Consider the following 25,059-nt stretch of genomic DNA (forward strand, 5'->3'; position numbering starts at 1 on the left):
CCTCGCTTTGCAATGTCAGCCGGGCTCGATCTCGACACGGGAAACCCTGATGGCTCAACGCATCCAATCCTTCCGCGACATCGCCGCGCAATACGACGTGGTGCTCTGCGACGTCTGGGGCGTCCTGCATAACGGTGTCGAGGCCTTTTCCCATGCGAGCGAGGCGCTTGCCGCCGCGCGGGCCGCGGGCCTCACGGTCGTGCTCATCACCAATTCGCCGCGCCCCCATCCGGGCGTGCGCGTGCAGATCCGCGGCCTCGGCGTTGTGGACGAGGCCTATGACCGCATCGTCACCTCCGGCGACGTCACCCGCGCGCTGATCGCCGAGGGGCCGAAGAAGATCTGGTTCATCGGCGCGGAAAAGGACCTTCCGTTGCTCGACGGCCTCGGCGTCACCGAGGTGGGGATGGAAGAGGCCGAGGCCGTGGTCTGCGCCGGCCTTCGCGACGACGAGCGGGAGACGGCGGAGGACTATCGCGGCGAACTCGCCCTCCTCGCGGCGCGCAAACTGCCCTTCATTTGCGCCAATCCGGACCTCGTCGTCGAGCGCGGCCACAGGCTCATTCCCTGTGCCGGGGCGCTTGCCGTGATCTACGAAACCCTCGGCGTTGCGACGCGCATCGCCGGCAAGCCGCACCGGCCGATCTACGAGCAGGCGCTCGCCGAGGCGCGCGAGGTCCACGGCGCCTTCGACCTGTCGCGCGTGATCGCCGTCGGCGACGGCATGCCGACGGACGTGCGCGGCGCCGAAGCCTTCGGCCTTGACGTGCTCTACATTTCCGGCGGCATCCACGCGCAGCACTATGTCGAGGGCGGGCGCACCGACGAGGACAGGCTCGCCGCCTTCCTCGCCGCCGAGAACGCCCACCCGAAATGGTGGATGCCCCGGCTTCAGTGACGCAGAGGCGCATCATGACGGTATTTCACAGGAACGAGACGAAAGAGCCGCTGCCGCAGCATCTGCGCGGCGGCGTCATCGCCATCGGCAATTTCGACGGCGTGCACCGCGGCCACCAGGCCGTACTGCAGCGGGCGCTGGATATCGCGCGCAGCCGCGGCGTTCCCGCGCTGGTGCTGACCTTCGAGCCGCATCCGCGCACCGTCTTCCGGCCGGACAAGCCGGTCTTCCGCCTGACGCCCGCCCCGCTCAAGGCCCGCATCCTCGAAGGCATGGGCTTTTCCGCCGTCATCGAATATCCCTTCGACCGTTCCTTCTCGGAAATCTCGGCGCAGGATTTCATCCGTGCGATCCTGATGGACTGGCTGCATGCCTCCGAGGTCGTCACCGGCTTCGATTTCCATTTCGGCAAGGGCAGGGAGGGCGGCCCCGCCTTCCTGATGGCCGCCGGCGAGGAGAACGGCTTCGGCGTCACGCTGGTCGATGCCTTCCGCGACGAGAACGCCTCGGTCATCTCCTCCAGCTTCATCCGCGCGCTGGTCGGCGAGGGCAAGGTGGCGGAAGCGGCAGGCCAGCTCGGCTACCGCTACACGGTCGAGGCGGAGATCGTCGGCGGCAAGCAGCTCGGCCGCACGCTCGGCTTTCCCACCGCCAACATGCAGCTTCCGCCGGAAGTGGAGCTACGCAACGGCATCTACGCGGTGCGCTTCCGCCGCCCGGACGGCTCCCTCCACGACGGCGTCGCCAGCTACGGCCGCCGCCCGACGGTGGACGCGGACGGCGCCCCGCTGCTGGAAACCTTCCTCTTCGACTTCTCCGGCGACCTCTACGGCGAAATCTCCGCCGTCTCCTTCTTCGGCCACCTGCGCGACGAACTGAAATTCGACGGCCTCGATCCGCTGGTCGTGCAGATGAAGCGCGACGAGGAGGAGGCAAGGGCACTCCTTTCCGGCGTCAGACCGCTGGGCAGCATCGATGCGCGTCTCTGTTTTTGAGCTTTTCCCGTGCGGGTTTGCCCCTCACCCTAACCCTCTCCCCGCAAGCGGGGAGAGGGGACTTGCCCCACGAACGGACATTGGAAGAAGAAACCGGTGCGGCATATCCCTTCGCCCCGCTTGCGGGGAGAAGGTGGCGGCAGCCGGATGAGGGGCAATCCACTGCCAACCGCCGACAGCGCCCAAATATATGTCCGCCGTCTTTTCAAAACGCTGAAAAGGCCGTAAGACCGCGCGCATGATGCTCCACCGGCCGACCATCGCCCTGCGAATTAGTGGCCCGGCCTTCCGCGCGCTCTGAGCGAGGCCGGAAGGTCCGGGATTTCGGGCGTTTCCAGAAAAGCGCCCCCGCCGTCAGTGCCTGACACCATTCCGCGCGAAAAGACGATAGCCATACCCATGACCGATACGCCCGAAAAAGTCGATTATTCGTCCACCCTCTACCTGCCGCAGACGGATTTCCCGATGCGCGCCGGCCTGCCGCAGAAGGAGCCCGAGATGGTGGCCCGCTGGCAGAAGATGGACCTCTACAAAAAGCTGCGCGCCTCCGCCGCCGGCCGCCAGAAGTTCGTGCTGCACGACGGCCCGCCCTATGCCAACGGCCATATCCATATCGGCCATGCGCTGAACAAGATCCTGAAAGACGTCATCACCCGCTCGTTCCAGATGCGCGGGCGCGATGCCAACTACGTGCCCGGCTGGGACTGCCACGGCCTTCCGATCGAATGGAAGATCGAGGAGAAGTACCGCGAGAAGGGCAAGAACAAGGACGAGGTCCCGGTCAACGAATTCCGCCAGGAATGCCGTGACTTCGCGGCGGGCTGGATCCAGGTCCAGACCGAGGAGTTCAAGCGCCTCGGCATCGAGGGCGACTTCGAGCATCCCTACACGACGATGAACTTCCACGCGGAAGCCCGCATTGCCGGCGAGCTCTTGAAGATCGCGAAATCCGGTCAGCTCTACCGCGGTTCCAAGCCGGTCATGTGGTCGGTCGTCGAGCGCACGGCGCTCGCCGAGGCCGAGGTCGAATATGCCGATGTCGAGAGCGACACGATCTGGGTGAAGTTCCCGGTCACGGAAGGTCCGGCCGACCTTGAGGGCAATTTCGTCGTCATCTGGACGACCACGCCCTGGACGATCCCCGGCAACCGCGCCATCGCCTTCTCCTCGCGCTACCCCTACGGCCTCTATGAGGTCGAGAGCGCCGAGAACACCTTCGGCCCGCAGCCCGGCGAAAAGCTGATCTTCGCGACGCGCCTTGCCGACGAAGCCGCCGCCAAGGCGAAGCTTACCTTCAGGTTCGTCCGCGATGTCGCGCCGGAAGAGCTTGCCGCCATCACCTGTGCCCATCCGCTGAAGGACCTCGGCTACACGTTCAAGGTGCCGCTGCTCGATGGCGACCATGTCACCGACGATGCCGGCACGGGCTTCGTGCACACCGCGCCCGGCCACGGCCGCGAGGACTTCGACGCCTGGATGGCCGAGGCGCGCAATCTCGAAGCGCGCGGCATCTCCTCCAAGATCCCCTTCACCGTCGACGACGCCGGCTTCTACACGGCCGACGCCCCCGGCTTCGAGGGTGCGCGCGTCATGGACGACAACGGCAAGAAGGGCGATGCCAACGAGCGCGTCATCAAGGCGCTGATCGCGGCGAACAACCTCTTCGCCCGCGGGCGGCTGAAGCATTCCTATCCGCATTCCTGGCGCTCCAAGAAGCCGGTCATCTTCCGCAACACGCCGCAATGGTTCGTCTACATGGACAAGGAGCTCGGTGACGGCACCACGCTGCGCTCGCGCTCGCTTGCGGCCATCGACGACACGCGCTTCGTGCCCTCTGCCGGCCAGAACCGCCTGCGCGCCATGATCGAGGGCCGCCCGGACTGGGTGCTCTCGCGCCAGCGCGCCTGGGGCGTGCCGATCGCCGTCTTCGCCGACGAGAAGGGCGAAGTGCTGGTCGACGAGGCCGTCAATGCCCGCATCCTCGAGGCCTTCGAGAAGGAAGGCGCGGACGCCTGGTTCGCCGAAGGCGCGCGCCAGCGCTTCCTCGGCAACCGCGCCGGCGAGGGCTGGACGCAGGTCATGGACATCCTCGACGTCTGGTTCGATTCGGGCTCGACGCACACCTTCACGCTGGAAGACCGCCCGGACCTGAAATGGCCGGCCGACGTCTATCTGGAAGGCTCCGACCAGCACCGCGGCTGGTTCCATTCCTCGCTGCTCGAATCGGCCGCGACCCGCGGGCGCGCGCCCTACGACACCGTCATCACCCATGGCTTCACCATGGACGAGAAGGGCGAGAAGATGTCGAAGTCCAAGGGCAACGTCGTCTCGCCGCAGGACGTGATGAAGGAATCGGGCGCCGATATCCTGCGCCTGTGGGTCATGACCACCGACTACTGGGAAGACCAGCGCCTCGGCAAGACGATCATCCAGACCAACATCGACGCCTACCGCAAGCTGCGCAACACCATCCGCTGGATGCTGGGCACGCTCGCCCATGACACGGGCGAGGAGATCGCCCTTGCCGACATGCCGGAACTGGAGCGGCTGATGCTGCACCGGCTCTCCGAGCTCGACGCGCTGGTGCGCGAGGGCTACGACGCCTTCGACTTCAAGAAGATCGCCCGCGCGCTCATCGACTTCTCCAATGTCGAGCTCTCGGCCTTCTACTTCGATATCCGCAAGGATGCGCTCTACTGCGACGCCCCGTCCTCGCTGCGCCGCCGCGCGGCGCTTGCCGTCATCCGCAAGCTGTTCGAATGCCTCGTGACGTGGCTTGCGCCCATGCTGCCCTTCACGACGGAGGAGGCATGGCTGTCGCTGAAGCCCGACGCCGTCTCGGTGCATCTCGAACAGTTCCCGGCGGTGCCGGCCGAATGGCGCGACGATGCGCTGGAAGCGAAGTGGGAGAAGATCCGAGAAGTGCGCTCGGTCGTCACCGGCGCGCTGGAGATCGAGCGCCGCGAGAAGCGCATCGGTGCCTCGCTGGAAGCGGCCCCGGTCGTCCATGTCGCCGATCCGGAGCTGCTGAAGGCGCTGGAAGGCGAGGATTTCGCGGAAATCTGCATCACCTCGGCCATCACCGTCGTTGCCGGCGAAGGGCCGGAAGGCGCCTTCCGCCTGCCGGAGGTCGCCAGGGTCTCCGTCGAGCCGAAGCTGGCCGAGGGTACGAAATGCGCACGCTCCTGGCGTATCACCACCGATGTCGGCTCGGACCCGGATTATCCGGACGTCTCGGCGCGCGACGCCGCGGCGCTGCGCGAGATCGGCTTCCGCCGCGCGGCCTGACGGGCCCTTCTGTTGACGGCCGGTGCTTTCCGGCCGTCGATCTTGCCGGGTGAATTGCGCTTGAGGGCGTCATCCGGTATTGCTGCCTGAAAATGGTCGGATTGTTCCGCCATGGCACGGCGAACTGACGTTTTACGTTAGTGCTATCGCCATGCGTTAGTTTTAGGCGTGCCGGCTCTGCTGGAAGGGTGTTCATGGGAATGACGCGAAATATTCGGGTACGAACCGGCCTTCTCGGCCTCTTCGGCGCAAGCCTCCTGCTGACCGGCTGCATGGGCCCGACCTACGGCACCGACAAGACCGCCGGCGAACAGCTCGTCGATGATCTCGGCAACGCCATCATGATCCAGCCGGGCAATGACGAAGCCAAGAAGATCCGCTACCAGCCGCGCGGCAAGCTCGTCGTGCCGAAGGACCAGACGGCGCTCGTCACGCCGCAGGATTCCGTTGCCGGCAAGGACAATCCGCAATGGCTGGAAAGCCCCGAGGACATGCGCGAGCGCCTGCGCACCGAGGCCGACGAGAAGCGCGACGACCCGAACTACCGCTCGCCGCTCGTCACGCAGAACGCGACGAACCGCAAGCTTTCCACGGCCGAGCAGACGGAGGCCTATCGTGAGGCCCGCCGCCTGCAGATGGGCGCCTATACCGACAAGCGGCGCTACCTGAGCGATCCGCCGGTCGAGTATCGCAAGATGCCGGAAGAGGCGCAGGCCGATCTCGGCGAGCCGGAAAAGCAGAAGGAGCGCCGCCGCAAGAAGGAGGCGAAGGCCGCCAAGCAGGGCTCCTCCTGGTGGCCGTTCTGACCTGACGCCGCAGGCGCTTTCCGTTCGCAAAGGGATGACCTCATGACGAGCTACCGCATCCGTCCGGCGAGTGTCGCCGACGCGGGCATCATCCTGCGCTTCATCCGCGAGCTTGCCGATTACGAGAAGGCCCTGCACGAGGTCGCCGCGACGGAAGAGACCGTCGCCGCCTCGCTCTTCGGCGAGGGCTCGGTGAGCCGGGCGCTGATCTGCGAGACCGAGACGGGCGAGCCGGCCGGCTCCGCCGTCTTCTTCAACACCTATTCCACCTGGCAGGCGAAGAACGGCCTTTATCTCGAAGACCTCTATGTCACGCCCGACCATCGCGGCAGCGGCGTCGGCAAGATGCTGCTGCGTGCGCTCGCCCGCATCGCCCTCGATGAGGGTTGCGGCCGCTTCGAATGGAGCGTGCTCGACTGGAACACGCCTGCCATCCGCGTCTATGACGCGATCGGCGCCGAGCCCCACGGCGAATGGATCCGCTATCGCCTTTCCGGCGAGAAGCTGAAGCGCTTCGCGGAAACGGCCTAGCGCCGTTCGGTGAAGAAATCCTTGAGAATTCCGGCCGCCTCGGTGCCGCTCATGCCGGAATAGACGTCCGGCGCATGATGGCAGGTCGGCTGCGCGAAGAAGCGCACGCCATTGTCCACCGCGCCGCCCTTCGGGTCTTCCGCGCCATAGTAGAGGCGGCGGATGCGGGCGAAGGAGATGGCGGCGACGCAGAGCGTGCAGGGCTCCAGCGTCACGTAGAGATCGGCGCCCGCCAGCCGTTCCTGCCCGAGCTTTCCGGCGGCCTCGCGGATCACGGCGACCTCGGCATGGGCGGTGACGTCGTTCTCCGCCCGGGTGCGGTTGCCGGCGCGGGCGAGGATCTTCCCGTCGAGCACGAGGACGGCGCCGACGGGCACCTCGCCCCGCGCGCCGGCATCGCGGGCTTCGGCAAGCGCGATCTCCATGAAGCGATTTGTCATGACCGGCACGAATTCCTCTTAACCCCGGACGCCTGACCTGATAGGACACGGCAAAACGCAGGCAGCACAAATGACATCCAAAGACAAGCCAAAACGGCCGGGCGCCAAGCCCTCGGGCCGCGATACCAAGCCGCGTGGCGCCGCATCGGCGGCCGCCGGCAAGAAATCCTTCCCGGCCGGAAAGCCGGCGGGCAAGAAGCCGTTCGGCGGAAAGCCCTCCGCCGGCAACGGCAAGCCCGTGCGCGAGGCAAGGCCGGCCCGGCCTGCAAGGCCCGAGCCGAGCACCGCCGGCGCGGAGCTTGCGCCCGAGCGCATCTCCAAGCTGCTTGCCCGGGCGGGCGTCGCCTCGCGCCGCGACGTCGAGCGCATGATCATGGAAGGCCGCGTCAGCGTGAACGGCAAGGTGCTGGACACGCCCGTCCTCAACGCCACCTTCGCCGACCATATCGAGGTGGACGGCGCGCCGATCCGCGGCATCGAGCGCACGCGCCTGTGGCTCTACCACAAGCCCGCCGGCCTCGTGACGACGAATGCCGACCCGGAAGGCCGCCCGACCGTCTTCGAGAACCTTCCCGAGGACCTGCCGCGCGTCATGTCCATCGGCCGCCTCGACATCAACACCGAAGGCCTGCTGCTGCTGACCAACGACGGCGGCCTTGCCCGCATGCTGGAGCTGCCGACGACGGGGTGGCTGCGCCGCTACCGCGTGCGCGCCCACGGCAAGATCGAGCAGGCCGACCTTGACAAGCTGAAAGAGGGTATCGCCGTCGACGGTGTGCTCTACGGCGCCATCGACGCGACGCTCGACAAGGTGCAGGGCTCCAACGTCTGGCTGACGCTCGGCCTCCGCGAAGGCAAGAACCGCGAGGTCAAGAACGTGCTCGGCGCGCTCGGCCTCGACGTGAACCGCCTGATCCGCATCTCCTACGGCCCCTTCCAGCTCGGCGAACTGCCGGAGGGCCATGCCCAGGAGATCCGCGGCCGCACGCTCCGCGACCAGCTCGGCCCGCGCCTCATCGAGGAATCCGGGGCGAATTTCGATGCCCCGCTCTTCGACCGCAAGGCCGAGGAGGAAGAGGCGGAGGCGCCTGCGCGCAAGCCCCGCAGCGACGACCGGCCCGCCCGCAGCGAAAAGCCGGCTGACCGGCGCGAGAACGCCCGCGCGCGCCTCGATACGAAGCGCGACGACCGTTTCTCCGACAAGCCGCGCGGGGGCCCGCGCGACCGCGGCCATGACCGCGACGACGATCGTTTCGAGGCCCGGCCCAAGCGCGAGCCCGGCGGGCGCGCCCGCAAGTCCAATGTCTGGATGGCCCCGGGCGCCCGCCCGGTCGCCGAGAAGAAGGCCGAGGCCGCCGAAGGCGAAAAGCGCGCGCCGCGCGAGCGCCCGGACGGCGCGCCGAAGACCAAGCGCTACGGCCGCACCGCCGAGGGCGCGCTCACCCGCTCGGCCCAGAAGTTCGACCCGGACCGTAAGGCCGGCGCCCGCGGACCCGCCGGCGGCAGGGACGACAAGCCGCGCATCCTGAAGACGCGCGACGAGGACGGCGAGTGGATTCGCGCCGCCGAGCCGGAAAAGCGCGACCGCGACGAGGGCGGCCGCGGCGGCTTCGCCCGCAAGCGCTCCGGCGCCGGCGACGAGCGCGCACCCCGCGATTTCGGCGACCGTCCGCCCCGCGGCGACCGCAAGCCGCGCGCGGAAGGCGAACGCTCCTTCGGCGACCGCCCGCCGCGCCGCGACGGCGGCAAACCTTTCGGCGGGAAACCCTTCGGCGGAAAACCGGGCGGAAAATCCTTCGGCGGCAAGCCGGGCGGTCGTCCCTCCGGTGGCAAACCCGGCGGCGCAAGGCCCGGCGGTGGCCGGCCGGCCGGCGGCAGCCGTCCGCGCGGCAAGGGGAAATAACGCGCCGTGCGGATCGTCGGGGGTGAATTCCGTGGCCGCGCGCTCGCAACGCCGAAGTCGGACGCCATCCGCCCGACTTCGGACCGCACGCGCGAAAGCCTCTTCAACATCCTCTCCCACGCCTATCCGGGCGCGCTCGACGGCACGCGCGTGCTCGACCTTTTCGCCGGCACCGGCGCGGTCGGCCTCGAAGCGCTGTCGCGCGGCGCGCGCGCCGTGCTCTTCGTCGAGCAGGGCGTCGAGGGCAGGGGGCTTCTCCATTCCAACATCGAGGCGCTCGGCGTGATCGGCCGCGCCAAGATATTCCGGCGCGATGCGACGGCGCTCGGCGCGGTCGGCACCATGGAGCCGTTCCATGTCCTCTTCGCCGATCCGCCCTATGCGAAGGGTCTCGGCGAGAAGGCGCTTGATGCGGCGGCGCGCGGCGGCTTCCTCGTCGGCGGCGCCCTTGCGATCCTCGAGGAGCGCGCCGATATTCAGCCTGCCGCCGTCGATGGTTTCGAGCCCCTCGAGGTCCGCACCTTCGGCGATACGCGCATGCATTTCTATCGCTACCGGGCCGGCTGAGTTCCGCCCGCCCGAGGAGGTCCGCGATGACCGACGCCCTCGTATCCCCTGAACGCCGGCCCTCCGGCCCGAAGGTCGCCCTTGCGCTCGGCGGCGGCGGGGCGCGGGGTCTTGCCCATATCCACGTCATCGAGGTGCTGGACGAGCTCGGCATCCGCCCGGTGCTGATCGCCGGCGCCTCCATCGGCGCCATCCTCGGTGCGGCCATGGCGGCGGGCATGTCGGGCCGGGAGATCCGCGAGCATACTTTGGCGACCATCGGCCAGCCGCGCCACATCGCCAACCGGCTGTGGAGCTTGCGTCCGGCCGGCTTTTCCGAGATGGTGGCGGGCGGCTTCCGCCTCGGGCAGTTCAATCTGGAGCGGGTGCTGAAGGCCTTCCTGCCGGAGCGCCTGCCGGAGACCTTCGAGGGCCTTGAAATCCCGCTGAAGGTCATCGCCTCGGATTATTACGCCCAGTGCGAATGCGTCTGCGAGGCGGGGCCGCTCCTGCCGGCGCTTGCCGCCTCCGCGGCGCTGCCCGCGATCTTCCGCCCGGTGCTCCTCGACGGCCGGGTGATGATCGACGGCGGCCTGTGGAACCCCGTGCCCTTCGACCATCTCGCCGGCAAGGCGGATATCGCCATCGGCATCGACGTCATCGGCCAGCCGCCCGCCGGCACGGCGGAAGTGCCGAACGGCATCGACAGCCTCTACGGCGCCACCCAGCTCACCATGCGCTCCATCGTCGCGCTGAAGCTGGAGAAGGGCGCGCCGGATATCTACCTGCGCCCGGAGGTCGGCCGTTTCCGCGTGATGGATTTCATCAAGGCGGAAGAGGTGCTGGCGGCCTCCGCCGGTGTGCGGGAAGAGTTGAAGCGGGCGCTCGATGCCGCGTTCTCTGCGCTGCCGTAGCGGGCAGGGCAGAGGGGGCGCGGCAGACGCTACCCCTCAAGCGCTCTCCTCTTCCTCCGCCTCGCTCTGCGTCTTCTTCTTCGGCTTCAGCAGCGGCTCGGGGCTCACCGGCTTGGAATGCAGCATGTGCCGTCCCGCGCTGATGCCCTCGACGGCCTGGAGCTCCAGTCGGGCGAGGTCGCGGCGGCGGATGTCGTCGCTGATGGCCAGCGCGTCGTCGGGCTTCACGCCCAGTTCCTCCAGCGTCTCCCGGCCGAAGACGAGGGCGGATTCGAAGGTCTCGCGCACCTCGTGCTGCACCCCGCGGGCGCGCAGCGACAGCGTGTGCACCCGGTCGTAGGAGCGCACGAAGAGCGTGGCGTTCGGATATTCGGACTGCACGAGGTCGACGATGCGGTCCGTCGCGGCCTTGCCCTGCGTGCAGATGGCGACGATCTTGGCGCGCTCGATGCCGGCGGCGCGCAGCACGTCCTTGCGCGTGCCGTCGCCGAAATAGATGCGGAAGCCGAAATTCGCCGCCTGCCGCACGCGGTCCGTCGAATGGTCGATGATGGTCACCTCGCGCCCGCCGGCCAGCAGGATCTGCGCGGCGATCTGGCCGAAGCGCGAGAAGCCGATCATCAGCACGTCCGCCCCCGCGCCCTCGAAGTCCTCCTCCATCTCCTCCTCCGGGTCCTCGACCAGGAGGAAGCGCGAGAGCGCGGCGGCAATCGGCGTCAGCGCCATGGAGATGGTGACGACGGCGATCAGCAGCGAGGCGAGCCCGTTGGAGAAGATGCCGCCGGCCGCCGCCGCCGTGAAGAGCACGAAGCCGAATTCGCCGCCCTGCGGCAGGACGAGCGCGATGCGCACCGCATCGTTGTGCGGCGAGCCGGTGAGGCGGCAGAGCGCGTAGATGACGAAGCTCTTGATCAGCATGACGGCGGGTGTTGCGATCAGCACCGTCAGCCAGTGCGAGAAGATGTCGTCGAGATGGAGCGACAGGCCCACGGCCATGAAGAAGAGGCCGAGCAGGATACCGCGGAAAGGCTCCACGTCCGCCTGCAATTCGTGGCGGTAGGAAGAATCGGCGAGCAGCACCCCGGCAAGGAAGGCGCCCATGGCCATGGAGAGGCCGGCAAGCTGCAGCAGCATGGCGGCGGCGAGCACGACGAAGAGCGCGGCGGCGATCATTGCCTCGCGCGCGCCGGTGCGGGCGATGACGCGGAAAAGCGGGTTGAGCAGGTAGCGGCCGGCGACGAGGAGCGCCGTGATGGCGGCAAGCGCGATGGCGAAATCCTCGAAGGCGCTGGTCGTGTCCTCCGGCTTCTGCTCGGCAAGGAGAGGGATCAGCGCGAGCAGCGGCACGATGGCGAGGTCCTGCAGCAGCAGCATGGAAAAGGCCCGCTGGCCGTAGCGCGTGTTGATGTCGCCGCGCTCGTCGAGGATCTGCATGGCGAAGGCGGTGGAGGAAAGCGCGAGACCGAAGCCGATGATGAGCGCCCCGTCCCATTCCTCCAGCCCGAAGGAGAGCGTAAGCCCGGCAAGGATGAGGCCGGTGACCGTCACCTGCGCGATGCCGAGGCCGAAGATATCGCGCCGCATGGCCCAGAGGCGCGATGGCTTCAGCTCCAGCCCGATGAGGAAGAGCAGGAAGACGACGCCGAGCTCGGCGACGCCCAGCAGTTCCTCGCCGTCGCGGATCTGGTGGAGGATCGGGCCGATCACCACGCCCGCGGCGAGGTAGCCGAGAATGGTGCCGAGCCCCAGCCGCTTGAAGATCGGGGCGGCAAGAAGCGCGCCGCCGAGCATCAGGAGCACTTCGTTGTAGGAGCTGTGGGTATAGGTCATCGGGAAGGCTTACCATGCTTCGGGCCGGTGGCAGGGCAAAAAAGGCGCGTGGCCCTTGATGCCCGTCACGGTGCACAATAAATGGGGCAGCAAAGAAAGGCCAAGTCATGTCTGAGACGATCGAAACCGCAAGCCTTCTCGCGCGCGCCGGCGAGCTCATCGACCGGGCGAGGGAGGCCGGGGCCGACGCGGCCGATGCGGTGGTCGTGCGGGGCCGCTCCTCCTCCGTCAGCGTGCGGCTCGGCAAGGTCGAGGGCACGGAAGCCTCCGAGAGCGACGACTTCTCGCTGCGCGTCTTCGTCGGCAGGCGCGTCGCCAGCGTCTCGGCCAATCCCGGCTTCGACCTCAAGGTGCTCGCCGAGCGCGCCGTCGCCATGGCCAAGGCCTCGCCGGAGGACCCCTATGCGACGCTCGCCGCCGAAGCCGACCTTGCGAAGGACTGGCCGGACCTTCAGCTTTACGACCCGACCGAAGTCTCCGCCGACCAGTTGACGGAAGCCGCGCTTGCTGCGGAAGCCGCCGCGCTTGCCGTTTCCGGCGTCACCAATTCCGGCGGGGCGGGCGCCTCGGCCGGCATGGGCGGGCTGGTGCTCGCCACCTCGCACGGCTTTTCCGGCGCCTACAGCGCCAGCCGCTTCGGCCGCTCCGTCAGCGTGATCGCCGGCGAGGGCACGAAGATGGAGCGCGACTACGACTTCGATTCGGCGCTCTATTTCGCGGACCTGCGCGCAAGCGAGGAGATCGGCCGCGAGGCCGCCGCCCGTGCGGTGCGCCGCCTCAACCCGCGCCAGGTGCCGACGGCGAAGAACGTCACGGTCGTCTTCGACCCGCGCGTGGCGCGCGGCATTGCCGGCCATATCGCCGGCGCCATCAACGGCGCGGCCGTCGCGCGCAAGACCAGCTTCCTGCGCGACAGGATGGGCAAGCAGGTGCTGAAGGCCGGCCTTTCCGTCACCGACGATCCGCTGATCGTGCGCGGCCCCTCCTCGCGCCCCTTCGACGGCGAGGGCGTCACCGGCAGGCGCCTCGCGATGATCGAGGACGGCGTGCTGCAGCACTGGTTCCTCTCCACCTCCACCGCCAACGAACTCGGCCTTACGACGAACGGCCGCGGCGTGCGCGGCGGCACGTCCGTGACGCCCGCCTCGACCAACCTCGCGCTGGAGCCGGGCGACATCTCGCCGGAAGAGCTGATCCGCTCCGTCGGTAACGGTTTCTACGTCACCGAACTGATCGGCCAGGGCGTCAACATGGTGACGGGCGAATACAGCCGCGGCGCGTCGGGCTACTGGATCGAGAACGGCGAGCTGACCTTCCCCGTCTCGGAGGTCACCGTCGCCTCCAACCTTGCCGACATGTTCCTGCGCATCACGCCGGCGAACGACATCGACCGTTCCTTCGGCGTGGCCGCCCCGACGCTCGCCGTCGAAGGCATGACGCTGGCCGGGAAGTAAGACCATGCCCGATGCCGCTGCCGCCTGGACCGCCGATCTCGATCTTCTTACCGGCGCGGCGCGGCTTGCCGGCGCAAGGGCGCTCGATTTCTTCCGCAAGGGGCCGGAAGTCTGGTGGAAGAACGAAGGCCGCTCGCCGGTGAGCGCGGCCGATTTCGCCGCCAACGACATCCTCAAGAAGGAACTGCTCTCCGCAAGGCCGAACTACGGCTGGCTCTCGGAGGAGACCGACGACGACGCGGCGCGGCTCGACTGCGAGACCGTCTTCGTCATCGACCCCATCGACGGCACGCGCGCCTTCATCGCCGGCAAGGACATCTGGTGCGTCAGCGCGGCGGTCGTCCATCGCGGCCGGCCGGTGGCGGGCGTGCTCTTCGCCCCCTCGCTCGACGAGCTTTTCACCGCCGCCGCGGACGGGCCCGCCCTCAAGAACGGCAGGCCCGTTTCGGCAAGCGAGCCGGATGCCGGCCGGCCGATCCGCATCGCCGCGGCCGAGGACATGGCGCACGGCCTCGAACCGAACATGGCGGGCGGCGTCCAGCGCATCTCCCATGTGCCCTCGCTCGCCTACCGCCTCGCCATGGTGGCGGACGGGCGGATCGACGCCACACTCGTCAAGCGCAATTCGCACGACTGGGACCTGGCGGCCGCCGACCTCATCCTTTCGCGCGCCGGCGGGGGGCTCGTGACGCTCGACGGCGCCCCGCTTTCCTACAACCGGCCGACCGTCAGCCACGAGACGCTGTGCGCGGCGGGCAGCGCCCGGCTTTCCGGGCTTGTCGAGGCCGCGCGGCACCTTTCCGGCCATTGACCTTTCCCGCGGAATACCGCAAACCGTCTGCCGAAATCGGCATAACAGGCAATTCCCGGGAAAGTGGGACCCGGTTTCCCCTCCGGAATTGCGCAAGAACAAAAGAGAGAAACATGACCGAATCGATCGAACCGAAACAGCTTCTCCATCTCGTTTTCGGCGGCGAGTTGAAGACCCTCACGGACGTCCAGTTCCGCGACCTCGACAAGCTCGACATCGTCGGCATCTACCCGGATTACGCCAGCGCCCTCGTCGCCTGGAAGGGCAAGGCGCAGCAGACCGTGGACAATGCGCACATGCGCTATTTCATCGTCCACATGCACCGTCTCCTGGACCCGAAGAACGGCTGACCGTCCGTCCCGCGCGGCCTTTCCGCGCCGGACAGAAAGACCGGACCCCATGATCCTCGACCGCCCGAGCGCTAAGACGAAGGTGCCCTGCCCATGAGCAGCCGGCTCGCCCGTTTAGCGCTGTCGCTTTACCGCTGGGGCGGCGTCGCGCTCTATCCGGTCGTCGGCCCCTACATCGCGCTGCGCGCAGCCAAGGGCAAGGAAGACCGCGCCCGCCGCCGCGAACGCTATGGCGTGGCCGGCGTCGAGCGGCCGGCCGGCCCGCTCGTCTGGTTCCATGCCGCAAGCGTCGGCGAGACCAATTCCATCGTGCCGCTCGTCAAGGAAGTGCGCCGGCGCGGCATCGCCGTGCTGCTCACCACCGGCACCGTCACCTCGGCCAAGGTGGTGCGCGACCGGCTCGGCTCCGACGTCATCCACCAGTTCGTGCCGCTCGACCTGAAGCCGGCGATCAGCCGCTTCCTCGAATACTGGCACCCGGACCTCGCGATCATGGCCGAGTCCGAAATCTGGCCGATGACCATCCTGGAGCTCGGCAAGCGCCATATCCCGCAGGTTCTGGTGAACGGCCGCATCTCCGACCGTTCCTTCCCGCGCTGGAAGCGCCGCCATGCCTTCGCCGACGCGCTCTTCGAGAATTTCGCGCTGGTCATCGCCCAGTCGGAGATCGATGCGGATCGTTTCCGCACGCTCGGCGCCTTGCCCGTCATGGTCTCCGGCAACCTCAAGGTCGATACGGACGCCCCGCCCGCCGATCCTGTGGTGCTGAAAACCTATCTCGACCAGATCGCCGGCCGGCGCACCTGGGCGGCCATCTCCACCTTCGAGGGTGAGGAGGCGGCCGCCGGCAACGTGCACCGCGCCCTCAAGGAGCGCACGCCCGGCCTCCTCACCATCATCGTGCCGCGCCATCCCGAGCGCAGCGATGCCGTCGCCGACATGCTCGCCGCGCGCGGGCTCAAGGTCGTGCGCCGCACCTCCGGCGAGCCGCTGACGCCCGAGACGGATATCTTCCTCGGCGACACGATCGGCGAGATGGGACTTTACCTGCGCATGACGGAGATCGCCTTCGTCGGCCGCTCGCTCTTCGCCGAAGGCGGGCAGAACCCGCTGGAGCCGGCCATGCTCGGCTGCGCCATCCTTTCGGGCGGCAACGTGCAGAATTTCCGCGAGGCCTACCAGCAGCTCGCCCGCAACGGCAGCGCCAAGATGGTGCGCGACGTCGAGATGCTGGCCAAGGGCGTGCACTATCTCCTCAACCACGACGAGATGCGCCGCCAGATGATCGACGCGGGGCAGGAGACCGTGCAGGAGATGCGCGGGGCTCTGCGCGCGACCGTCAAGGGGCTGGAGCCCTATATCAACCCGCTTACCGTGAAGGCGCGGCTCCATCCGCGCCAGACCTCCTGAAGGAGCAGCCATGACCGAGGCAGCGACGATCTCCGGCATCCTCTTCGACAAGGACGGAACGCTCCTCGACTATGCAAGGAGCTGGGTGCCGGTGAACTACGAGCTCGCCCGCATCGCCGCCGGCGGCGACGAGGACCTGTCGCGCCGCCTGCTGGTCGCGGGCGGCATGGACCCGGACACCGGCTATGTCACGCCGGACAGCCTGCTGGCCGCCGGCAACACGGTGGAGATCGCCGAGGGGCTGGTCGCCGCGGGCGCGCCCTTTTCGGTCGAGGCGCTGGCCGAACTCTTCGACGGGCTCTTCGCCAATTCCGCAGCGCTTGCCGTCGCCGTCACGGACCTTGCGGGCTTCTTCGCCACCATGCATGCCCGCGGCTATCGCCTCGGCGTGGCCTCCAGCGACAACGAGGCCTCGATCCGCGCGACGGCGCAGCGCTTCGGCTTTGCCGATTACCTGCACTATGTCGCCGGCTACGACAGCGGCTTCGGCGTCAAGCCGGAGCCCGGCATGGTGCTCGGCTTCTGCGCGGCGACGGGCCTCGAGCCGCACCAGGTCGCCGTCGTCGGCGACAACAACCACGACCTGCACATGGGCCGCGCCGCCGGCGCCGGCCTCACCGTCGCCGTGCTGACCGGCACCGGCTCGCGCGAATCCCTCTCCGCCGCCTCGGACTATTGCCTCAACGACATCACCGAGCTCGTGCCGCTCTTCACCGGGGCGGGCGTACCGGCGGAGTGAGGCCGGGATTGCCCCTCATCCGCCTGCCGGCACCTTTGTAACTTCCCTTTGCCCGGGATTGGCGTTGTACTGCCGATTGCGGTGGCGGATGAGAGACCGCAGCACCTTTGGGACACCAAGCCCGTGGGAGAGCCTGGGTCTTCATCCGCCGTTCCATCGAACCCGAACAGTCGCCAGGGCCGCTCGCGCATGCGAAGCCCGCTTAGGCAAGGATGGGACAGGATGGACGTGATCGTTGGCATTGATGTTTCGAAGGACCGGCTGGATGTGCATGTTCTTCCGGCCGGTGACAGTTTCCTTGTCGGCAACGACCATGCCGGCGTGGATGGACTGATCACCCGGCTGCGAGAGGCAAAGGCCGATGTCGTGGCGCTGGAAGCGACCGGCGGTTACGAGATGCTTGCGGCTGCGGGCCTGTCATCGGCCGGCCTTGCCGTTGTCGTGGTCAATCCGGCGCAGGTTCGTTCCTATGCCAATGCGCTGGGCAAACGTGCCAAGACCGACCCGATCGACGCGGCGGTGATCGCAGCCTTCGTGGCGGCGACGAAACCGGATATCCGGCCGTTGCGCGATGAGGAGAGTGAAGCCTTCTCGGCCATCGTGTCGCGCCGCCGCCAGATCGTGCAGATGATCACGGCGGAAGAGAACCGGGCACGGATGGCGCAGACGAAGGAGACACAGAAGAGCATCAAGCGCCTGCTTGCCGCGCTCCGGCACGAACTTGCAAGCCTGGACGACGAGCTCGACGGCCGTATTCGCAAGTCGCCCTTGTGGCGGGTGCGCGAGGCGCTTCTGACGTCTGTGCCGGGTGTCGGGCCGACCACCGCCCGCACGCTGATTGCCGAGATGCCCGAACTCGGCACGCTCGATCGGCGCCAGATCGCCTCACTGGCGGGGATCGCGCCGTTCACGCGGCAATCGGGCAAATGGCGAGGCAGGAGCTTCATCGGCGGCGGTCGCGGCAAGGTGCGCGCCGTGCTCTTCATGGCCGCCCTCGTGGCGTCCCGTCACAACCCGGTCCTCAAGGCTTTCCGCGACAGGCTCGTGGCTGCCGGCAAGCCGAAGATCGTCGCCATCGTCGCGACAATGCGAAAACTCCTCACCATCCTCAACGCAATCATCCGCGACGGTAAACCATGGAAAAACGCTTGACCACAAAGACAGTCGCTCTCCCCGCAAGCGGGGCGAAGGAGGCAGGAGGCGGGTGCCTTCCACAATCGAGATGCGGGAAACCCGCACGGCGTTCCCCTTCGCCCCGCTTGCGGGGAGAAGGTCGCGGCAGCGGGATGAGGGGCAGGCCCCAGGCTTTGTCCTCGCCTCAGTTGATTTTCCCCGCCGTCTCGCGTTTCTTGTGGCCCACATGGCCGATGGCAGGGGACAGCAATGGTAAGTGAAGCGCCGCCCTTCTGGTGGACGGAGCCGGACTGGCGCGCCTATGCGCTCTGGCCGCTCTCGCGTCTTTATGGCTTCGTCGCCGGCCGGCGCATGCGCCGCGGGCGCCGCGCCGAGGTGCCGGTGCCGGTGATCTGCGTCGGCAATTTCACGGTCGGCGGGGCCGGCAAGACGCCGACCGCCATCGCCATCGCCCGCGCCGCCAAGGCCCGCGGGCTGAAGCCGGGGTTCCTGTCGCGCGGCTATGGCGGCTCGCTCGACGTCACCACCGTGGTCGACCCGCACCATCACCGCGCCCGGGCGGTCGGCGACGAGCCGCTGCTGCTTGCCCGTGAGGCGCTGACCGTCATCTCGCGCCGGCGCGTCAAGGGGGCGCAGAAGCTGGTCGAGGAGGGCGCCGACCTCATCATCATGGACGACGGTTTCCAGAGCGCGCAGCTCGCCTTCGACTATGCGCTCGTCGTCATCGACACCCGCCGCGGCATCGGCAACGGCCATCTCGTGCCGGGGGGGCCGGTGCGCGCGCCGCTTGCCGAGCAGATGCGGCAGGCAAGCGCGCTTCTGGCCATCGGCGACGGCGAGGCGGCCGACCGGCTGATCCGCCAAGCCGCCCGCGCCGGCAAGGCGATCCACTCCGCCACCCTCGTCACCGTCGGGGCGGAGGACCTGAAAGGCGAGGTCGTCATCGCCTGGTCGGGCATTGCCGACAACGCAAAATTCCACCGCACCGTCCGCGAGACGGGCGCGGAACTCGCCGAGACGCGCGGCTTTCCGGACCACCACTATCTCGGCGACGACGAGGTGGCCGACCTCCTCGACGACGCGGCGGCCCGCGGCTCTCCCCGCAAGCGGGGCGAAGGAGGCAGGAGGCGGGTGCCTTCCACAATCGAGATGCGGGAAACCCGCACGGCGTTCCCCTTCGCCCCGCTTGCGGGGAGAAGGTCGCGGCAGCGGGATGAGGGGCAGGCCCCAGGCTTTGTCCTCGCCTCAGTTGATTTTCCCCGCCGTCTCGCGTTTCTTGTGGCCCACATGGCCGATGGCAGGGGACAGCAATGGTAAGTGAAGCGCCGCCCTTCTGGTGGACGGAGCCGGACTGGCGCGCCTATGCGCTCTGGCCGCTCTCGCGTCTTTATGGCTTCGTCGCCGGCCGGCGCATGCGCCGCGGGCGCCGCGCCGAGGTGCCGGTGCCGGTGATCTGCGTCGGCAATTTCACGGTCGGCGGGGCCGGCAAGACGCCGACCGCCATCGCCATCGCCCGCGCCGCCAAGGCCCGCGGGCTGAAGCCGGGGTTCCTGTCGCGCGGCTATGGCGGCTCGCTCGACGTCACCACCGTGGTCGACCCGCACCATCACCGCGCCCGGGCGGTCGGCGACGAGCCGCTGCTGCTTGCCCGTGAGGCGCTGACCGTCATCTCGCGCCGGCGCGTCAAGGGGGCGCAGAAGCTGGTCGAGGAGGGCGCCGACCTCATCATCATGGACGACGGTTTCCAGAGCGCGCAGCTCGCCTTCGACTATGCGCTCGTCGTCATCGACACCCGCCGCGGCATCGGCAACGGCCATCTCGTGCCGGGGGGGCCGGTGCGCGCGCCGCTTGCCGAGCAGATGCGGCAGGCAAGCGCGCTTCTGGCCATCGGCGACGGCGAGGCGGCCGACCGGCTGATCCGCCAAGCCGCCCGCGCCGGCAAGGCGATCCACTCCGCCACCCTCGTCACCGTCGGGGCGGAGGACCTGAAAGGCGAGGTCGTCATCGCCTGGTCGGGCATTGCCGACAACGCAAAATTCCACCGCACCGTCCGCGAGACGGGCGCGGAACTCGCCGAGACGCGCGGCTTTCCGGACCACCACTATCTCGGCGACGACGAGGTGGCCGACCTCCTCGACGACGCGGCGGCCCGCGGCTACCGCCTCGTCACCACCGCCAAGGACAGCGTGCGCCTTGCCGGCGGCCACGGCCGCTCGGAGGAACTGCGCGAGAAGAGCCGGGTGATCGAGGTGGAGATCCGCTTCGACGATCCGAAGGGCCCGGATGCGATCATCGATGCCGCGATCGCCAATGCCCGCCGGCGGAAATTGCAGCGGCCGCGCGGGGAATGATTTTCAAGGCATATCCGGCCCCTTGCCCTTCTCCCCTTGGGGAGAAGGTGGCCCGAAGGGTCGGATGAGGGGGCAAGCGTGCCGTATTTCGCCAGCGGCTCCCCCCTCATCCCGCTGCCGCGACCTTCTCCCCGAGGGGAGAAGGGGCAGGTGGCGCCAACCGAATCCATGCAGGATGCGCCTTCCCACCAAGCGGGGAGAAGGTGGCCGGCAGGCCGGATGAGGGGCTGTCACGGAGAGGAAACGGGCGGGATTACCGCTTTTGCGTCGGCAGCGCGCCGGCGCGCTTTTCCGCGTCCAGCGAGGCGGCGCAGCTCACATAGGCTTCCTGGCGGGCGACGCTCCAGTAGCGCAGCTCGTCGACGGGGATCGTCTCGCCGGTCATGGCGCAGATGACGTGGGAGCCGGGCATCAGAATCTGGAAATCGCCGTCGAGGTAACGGATCTTCGCTTCCCGGCTGCCGCCGCGGCCTTCAAAACGGTTCATCATCGACTTCAATATCCGCAGATTTCTTCGCCATGCCATAGCGTGGCGACCGGAAAATAGCCAGCCCTTTCGCCGCGCCTAGCTGCGGCCGAACAGCCGCTCGATGTCGGAAAGCTTCAGTTCGATATAGGTCGGGCGCCCGTGGTTGCACTGGCCGGAGCCGGGCGTCGCCTCCATCTGGCGCAGGAGCGCGTTCATCTCCTCCGGCCGCATGCGCCGGCCCGAGCGCACCGAGCCGTGGCAGGCCATGGTGGCGGCGAGGTATTCGAGCCTGGCCTTGAGGCCGCCCGCCGTGTCCCATTCGGCAAGCTCGTCGGCAAGCTGGCGGATGAGGCCTGCCGCGTCCATTTCCCCGAGCATGGCGGGCGTCTCGCGCACGGCGACCGCCCCGGGGCCGAAGCGCTCGATGCCGAGGCCGAGCTTCGAAAACTCCTCCGCATGGGCGACGAGCCGGTCGCAATCGTCCTCGGGAAGATCGACGATCTCGGGGATCAGCAGCGCCTGCGCCGGCACGGCGCGCGCATGCAGCGCGTTGCGCATCGCCTCGAAGACGAGGCGCTCGTGCGCGGCGTGCTGGTCGACGATGACGAGGCCGTCCTCGGTCTGCGCGACGATGTAGTTCTCGTGGAGCTGCGCGCGCGCCGCGCCGAGCGGATGGCGCTGCGGCGGCTCCTCGGCGGGCGAGGGGGCGAAGGCCGGCTCGCTGCGCGCCGAGGGCGCCTCGAACTCGGCAAAGCCCGCCTGCCGGCCGGCGGCCGGGCTGGAAGGGGCTGCCTCGAAGGGCCGGTAGGGCGAGGCGGCGGGCGTCCAGGGCGCGGCGGGGCGCGGCGCCTCGGGCCGGAAGGCGCGCATCAGGCCGGAGGCGCCCGTGGTCGACGCCCGGTCGCCCTCGCGCGCCAGTGCCTCGCGGATCGCCCCGACGATGAGGCCGCGCACGAGGCCGGGATCGCGGAAGCGCACGTCGGATTTCGCCGGATGCACGTTGACGTCGACCAGCGCCGGGTCGATCTCGATGGAAAGCACGGCGACGGGATAGCGCCCGTGCGGGATCGTCTCGGCATAGGCGCCGCGCAGCGCCGACCAGACCAGCTTGTCCTGCACCGGCCTGCCGTTGACGAAGGCGAACTGGTTGAGGCTGTTGCCGCGGTTGAAGGTCGGAACGCCGGCAAAGCCCGTCAGGCGTACGCCCTCGCGCTCCGCATCGATCTCGATGGCGTTGTCGCGGAAATCGCGGCCGAGCACCTGCGCGATGCGGGCGAGCCGGTCCGTGCCGGTTGCGGGAAATTCCAGCGTCGTGCGGTCGGAGCCGGAGAGAACGAAGCGCACATGCGGGAAGGCGATGGCCATGCGGCGCACGACGTCGGAGATCGCCGAGGCCTCGGCCTTCTCGCTCTTGAGGAATTTGAGGCGCGCGGGCGTGGCGAAGAAGAGGTCGCGCACTTCCACCACCGTGCCGCGGTTGGCGGCGGCCGGGCGCACGGGCACCACCTTTCCGCCCGTCACGCTGATCTCCGCGCCCTCGTTCGCTTCCGCCGTCCGGCTGAGGAGCGAGAGTTTCGCCACCGAGCCGATGGAGGGCAGCGCCTCGCCGCGAAAGCCGAGGGTGCGGATGTCGAGGAGGTCGCTTTCGAGCTTGGAGGTGCAGTGCCGGCGGATCGCCATTTCAAGGTCGGCGGGCGTCATGCCGGAGCCGTTGTCGGACACGCGCAGAAGCGTCTTGCCGCCGCCGGCCGTGGCGATCTCGATGCGCGTCGCGCCCGCGTCCAGCGCGTTCTCGATCAGCTCCTTGGCGGCGCTCGCCGGCCGCTCGATGACTTCGCCGGCGGCGATCTGGTTGATGAGGGTTTCGGAAAGCTGCCTGATGCTCATGGCGCCATTTTCGCGGATTCGCCCGCCGCCCGCCAGTGGGCGGGATGGTTTATGCAAGGCAATCCGTCGTGTTGAAGACCCCTCCCTAAATCCCTCCCCACAAGGGGGAGGGACTTAACCCGCGGCACGTCCGGCGTTTAAAAATCGAGGGAAAAGGGTGCGGCCAGCCTTTCTCCCCCCTTTGTGGGGGAGATGCCGGCAGGCAGAGAGGGCGGCCCCGCGCAGCAGGGGCACTACCGGCCCTTGTGTTTAATCAGGCTTTAATAAAATGCTGCCAACGTGCGCAGGCGCTTGTATGAGCACAAGCCGGCCGGTCTCCGGCGGACAATTTCAGCGTCGCTGGCCGCTGTCATTCCCATGTCCAAGGGTGCGGAAAGCACCGATCAGCATGTCTTCGGGAATGCCAGACAGGCGAGGTCTGCCACGATGAATGATGTAGCGTCCTCCGACGCGCACATCCGGCTGGGAATGTTCGAAGCGGCGTGCGATATCCTCGCCGCGGCCGTGATCGTCTATGACAAGAACGACAGCCTCGTCTTCGCCAGTCGCCAGGTCCTGCGCTATTTTCCCATTCCCGCCGATGCGCTGAAGCCGGGAGCGCGCCTGCGCGACGTGCTCGGCGCCATCTTCGACAGCGGCATGCGCTACGGCCTCGCCCCGGACCAGCGCCACCGCGCGGTCAACCGCGAGGAATGGATCTCCGCCCAGATCTCCGCCCATTGGCGCGAGCAGTACGACGCCATCGAGCGCCTGAGCCGCGACCGCTGGATCCATTTCCGCAAGCGCCGCCTGCCGAACGGCTACAACGTGACGACGCTCGTCGACGTCTCCGAGCAGAAGAAGCAGGAAGAGCAATGGCGCCTCGACCTGGAGCGCATCGCGCTCACCGAGGAGATCCTGGAGACGCTGCCGTCACCCATCGTCATCAAGGACCGCAACCTCACCTATATCGCCGCCAACGCCGCCTTCTGCGCGATCTATGACGTCGATGCCGACAGCATCGTCGGCCGCTCGATCTGGAGCCTTGCCGACGCCGAGAGCGCCGAGCGCATCGAAACCACCGACCGCTCCGTGCTGGAGACGGGCGAGCCGCATGTCCTTGCCGAGCATATCGTGCGCGCCGACGGCTCGGACCTCTACGTCATCACCCGCAAGTACCGCATCGGTGCGTCGGGGCACTACGCGCTCGTCACCGTGATGGAGGACGTCTCCGCGCTGGTTTCGGGCGAGCAGCCGATGACGGATGCCGACGACGCGCTGCTGCGCGTGCCGGGCGGCTTCGTGGAGGCGCAGAACTGCTTCGATCCGGTGCGCGACGCCGAGCGCCGCCTGCTGCTCGACCAGCTCAATCCCGACGAGCTGCGCGCCCTCGCCGGCCGCCGCGTGCTGCTGGTGACGCCCAATCCGCATATCGAGGATATCCTTCTCGCCGAGTTCAAGGCCCGCGGCGCCGATTGCTGCGCGGTCACCAGCGTGCGCGAGCACGACGCCTTCCTCGCCCTTGCGGCGGAGGAGGGGCTTGCGATCGATCTCGTCATCGTCGACGACAACCTTTCAGGCCACGAGGCGATCCTGGAGAACGGCCACGGCATTGCCGTGCGGCCGATCGCGCCGGACGGCATCGGCCCGGATTTCATGCGCACCCTCGTGGAAGAGCACGAGCTGCTATCGGACGAGGGCTCGCCGCTCGGCGACATCGTCACGCCCGTCGGCTTTTCCGACGACTGGTACATCGCCACCGACATCTCGACCATGCTGCCGGCCGCCGTCGGCGACGTGGAGGTGCTGGTGGCCGAGGACAACCAGATCAACCAGTTCGTCTTCTCGCAGATCCTCGAGGGCATGGGCGTCTCGCACCGCATCGCCGAGAATGGCGAGGAGGCCGTCATGCTCTGGCGCAAGCACCAGCCGCGCCTCGTCCTGATGGACATCTCCATGCCCGTGATGAACGGCATCGACGCCGCTCTGGAGATCCGCGAGGCGGAAAAGGGCACCGGAACCCGCACGCCCATCGTCGCCGTCACGGCGCAGGCGCTCAACGTCGACATGCAGAACTGCATGGATGCCGGCATGGACGACTACATCACCAAGCCGGTCAGCCCCGACATGATCGAGGCCATCTACCGGCGCTATGCGGCCGAGAGGCCCCAGAAATCTGTCGCCTAGGTTGAGCAGGGCCGGTCAACTCCCCAGATTTGGGGAGGCAGGTGGGCAGGACTGACGATCGCTTGCTATGCTTTTGTTAACAGTCATGCCTCATCGTGGGAAAATAATCGGAAGGCCAGGTGCAAGTACGGGAAATC

General features: G+C 68.2%; 21 protein-coding genes. 17 read left to right on the plus strand and 4 right to left on the minus strand.

Features of this window, described 5'->3' with window-relative positions:
- Window positions 1-49: 49 nt before the first annotated feature.
- From ACZ5TO_RS02835 to ACZ5TO_RS02855, 5 genes are all read left to right on the plus strand, one after another.
- Window positions 50-898: a TIGR01459 family HAD-type hydrolase gene (locus ACZ5TO_RS02835; protein ID WP_464799466.1), complete on the plus strand. Its 849-nt coding sequence runs from the start codon at window positions 50-52 to the stop codon at window positions 896-898.
- A 14-nt stretch (window positions 899-912) separates the two neighbouring features.
- Complete coding sequence (locus ACZ5TO_RS02840; RefSeq protein WP_464799467.1) at window positions 913-1,893, plus strand: bifunctional riboflavin kinase/FAD synthetase; 981 nt, start codon at window positions 913-915, stop codon at window positions 1,891-1,893.
- Between the two features lie 399 nt (window positions 1,894-2,292).
- Window positions 2,293-5,181, plus strand: a complete 2,889-nt coding sequence (ileS, locus tag ACZ5TO_RS02845) for an isoleucine--tRNA ligase (RefSeq protein WP_464799468.1) — start codon at window positions 2,293-2,295, stop codon at window positions 5,179-5,181.
- 194 nt (window positions 5,182-5,375) lie between these two features.
- The gene (locus ACZ5TO_RS02850; RefSeq protein ID WP_464799469.1) at window positions 5,376-5,987 is read left to right on the plus strand and encodes a hypothetical protein; all 612 of its coding nucleotides are present in this window, start codon (window positions 5,376-5,378) and stop codon (window positions 5,985-5,987) included.
- Between the two features lie 42 nt (window positions 5,988-6,029).
- Complete coding sequence (locus ACZ5TO_RS02855; protein ID WP_184146517.1) at window positions 6,030-6,518, plus strand: GNAT family N-acetyltransferase; 489 nt, start codon at window positions 6,030-6,032, stop codon at window positions 6,516-6,518.
- Here ACZ5TO_RS02855 and ACZ5TO_RS02860 read toward each other — a convergent pair.
- The gene (locus ACZ5TO_RS02860) at window positions 6,515-6,958 is read right to left on the minus strand and encodes a nucleoside deaminase (RefSeq protein ID WP_464799470.1); all 444 of its coding nucleotides are present in this window, start codon (window positions 6,956-6,958) and stop codon (window positions 6,515-6,517) included. The two genes, ACZ5TO_RS02855 and ACZ5TO_RS02860, sit on opposite strands and share 4 nt — an antisense overlap.
- A 70-nt stretch (window positions 6,959-7,028) precedes the next feature.
- Here ACZ5TO_RS02860 and ACZ5TO_RS02865 point away from each other — a divergent pair, with 70 nt between their 5' ends.
- Genes ACZ5TO_RS02865 through ACZ5TO_RS02875 form a run of 3 tightly spaced genes read left to right on the plus strand, consistent with a single transcriptional unit; the run spans window position 7,029 to window position 10,321 of the window.
- Window positions 7,029-8,861, plus strand: a complete 1,833-nt coding sequence (locus tag ACZ5TO_RS02865) for a pseudouridine synthase (RefSeq protein WP_464799471.1) — start codon at window positions 7,029-7,031, stop codon at window positions 8,859-8,861.
- A gap of 6 nt (window positions 8,862-8,867) precedes the next feature.
- Window positions 8,868-9,428 carry a 16S rRNA (guanine(966)-N(2))-methyltransferase RsmD gene (rsmD, locus tag ACZ5TO_RS02870; RefSeq protein ID WP_464799472.1) on the plus strand — a complete coding sequence of 187 codons (561 nt, stop codon included), beginning with the start codon at window positions 8,868-8,870 and terminating at the stop codon, window positions 9,426-9,428.
- 26 nt (window positions 9,429-9,454) lie between these two features.
- Entirely contained in the window at window positions 9,455-10,321 is an 867-nt protein-coding gene (locus ACZ5TO_RS02875; RefSeq protein WP_464799473.1) for a patatin-like phospholipase family protein, read from the plus strand.
- A gap of 36 nt (window positions 10,322-10,357) precedes the next feature.
- Here the strand turns inward: ACZ5TO_RS02875 and ACZ5TO_RS02880 are convergent, their stop codons facing one another.
- Window positions 10,358-12,151: a monovalent cation:proton antiporter-2 (CPA2) family protein gene (locus ACZ5TO_RS02880; protein ID WP_464799474.1), complete on the minus strand. Its 1,794-nt coding sequence runs from the start codon at window positions 12,149-12,151 to the stop codon at window positions 10,358-10,360.
- Between the two features lie 107 nt (window positions 12,152-12,258).
- Between ACZ5TO_RS02880 and ACZ5TO_RS02885 the strand changes: the two genes are divergently transcribed.
- The 8 genes from ACZ5TO_RS02885 (at window position 12,259) to lpxK (ACZ5TO_RS02920) (ending at window position 20,400) form a co-directional block, all read left to right on the plus strand.
- Window positions 12,259-13,605 carry a TldD/PmbA family protein gene (locus ACZ5TO_RS02885; RefSeq protein WP_464799475.1) on the plus strand — a complete coding sequence of 449 codons (1,347 nt, stop codon included), beginning with the start codon at window positions 12,259-12,261 and terminating at the stop codon, window positions 13,603-13,605.
- Between the two features lie 4 nt (window positions 13,606-13,609).
- A complete protein-coding gene (locus tag ACZ5TO_RS02890; protein WP_464799476.1) occupies window positions 13,610-14,416 on the plus strand; it encodes a 3'(2'),5'-bisphosphate nucleotidase CysQ in 807 nt (268 codons plus the stop codon).
- A 113-nt stretch (window positions 14,417-14,529) separates the two neighbouring features.
- Window positions 14,530-14,766 carry a DUF4170 domain-containing protein gene (locus ACZ5TO_RS02895; protein ID WP_184146535.1) on the plus strand — a complete coding sequence of 79 codons (237 nt, stop codon included), beginning with the start codon at window positions 14,530-14,532 and terminating at the stop codon, window positions 14,764-14,766.
- A gap of 93 nt (window positions 14,767-14,859) precedes the next feature.
- Entirely contained in the window at window positions 14,860-16,176 is a 1,317-nt protein-coding gene (waaA, locus tag ACZ5TO_RS02900; RefSeq protein ID WP_464799477.1) for a lipid IV(A) 3-deoxy-D-manno-octulosonic acid transferase, read from the plus strand.
- Window positions 16,177-16,186: 10 nt separating this feature from the next.
- Window positions 16,187-16,915, plus strand: a complete 729-nt coding sequence (locus tag ACZ5TO_RS02905; protein WP_464799478.1) for an HAD family hydrolase — start codon at window positions 16,187-16,189, stop codon at window positions 16,913-16,915.
- A gap of 222 nt (window positions 16,916-17,137) precedes the next feature.
- Window positions 17,138-18,067: an IS110 family RNA-guided transposase gene (locus ACZ5TO_RS02910; protein WP_464798050.1), complete on the plus strand. Its 930-nt coding sequence runs from the start codon at window positions 17,138-17,140 to the stop codon at window positions 18,065-18,067.
- A gap of 231 nt (window positions 18,068-18,298) precedes the next feature.
- Window positions 18,299-19,366: a tetraacyldisaccharide 4'-kinase gene (gene lpxK / locus ACZ5TO_RS02915; protein WP_464799479.1), complete on the plus strand. Its 1,068-nt coding sequence runs from the start codon at window positions 18,299-18,301 to the stop codon at window positions 19,364-19,366.
- Window positions 19,360-20,400 carry a tetraacyldisaccharide 4'-kinase gene (gene lpxK / locus ACZ5TO_RS02920; RefSeq protein WP_464799480.1) on the plus strand — a complete coding sequence of 347 codons (1,041 nt, stop codon included), beginning with the start codon at window positions 19,360-19,362 and terminating at the stop codon, window positions 20,398-20,400. The genes lpxK (ACZ5TO_RS02915) and lpxK (ACZ5TO_RS02920) overlap by 7 nt, the downstream gene beginning before the upstream one ends.
- A 253-nt stretch (window positions 20,401-20,653) precedes the next feature.
- Here the strand turns inward: lpxK (ACZ5TO_RS02920) and ACZ5TO_RS02925 are convergent, their stop codons facing one another.
- Window positions 20,654-20,890: a DUF2093 domain-containing protein gene (locus tag ACZ5TO_RS02925; RefSeq protein ID WP_184146589.1), complete on the minus strand. Its 237-nt coding sequence runs from the start codon at window positions 20,888-20,890 to the stop codon at window positions 20,654-20,656.
- Window positions 20,891-20,965: 75 nt separating this feature from the next.
- A complete protein-coding gene (gene mutL / locus ACZ5TO_RS02930; RefSeq protein ID WP_464799481.1) occupies window positions 20,966-22,756 on the minus strand; it encodes a DNA mismatch repair endonuclease MutL in 1,791 nt (596 codons plus the stop codon).
- Window positions 22,757-23,182: 426 nt separating this feature from the next.
- Here mutL and ACZ5TO_RS02935 point away from each other — a divergent pair, with 426 nt between their 5' ends.
- On the plus strand, window positions 23,183-24,922 hold the full coding sequence (locus ACZ5TO_RS02935; protein ID WP_464799482.1) for a response regulator: 1,740 nt from the start codon (window positions 23,183-23,185) through the stop codon (window positions 24,920-24,922).
- Window positions 24,923-25,059 lie beyond the last annotated feature (137 nt).

The sequence above is a fragment of the Shinella sp. Sh6 genome, from assembly GCF_055392685.1.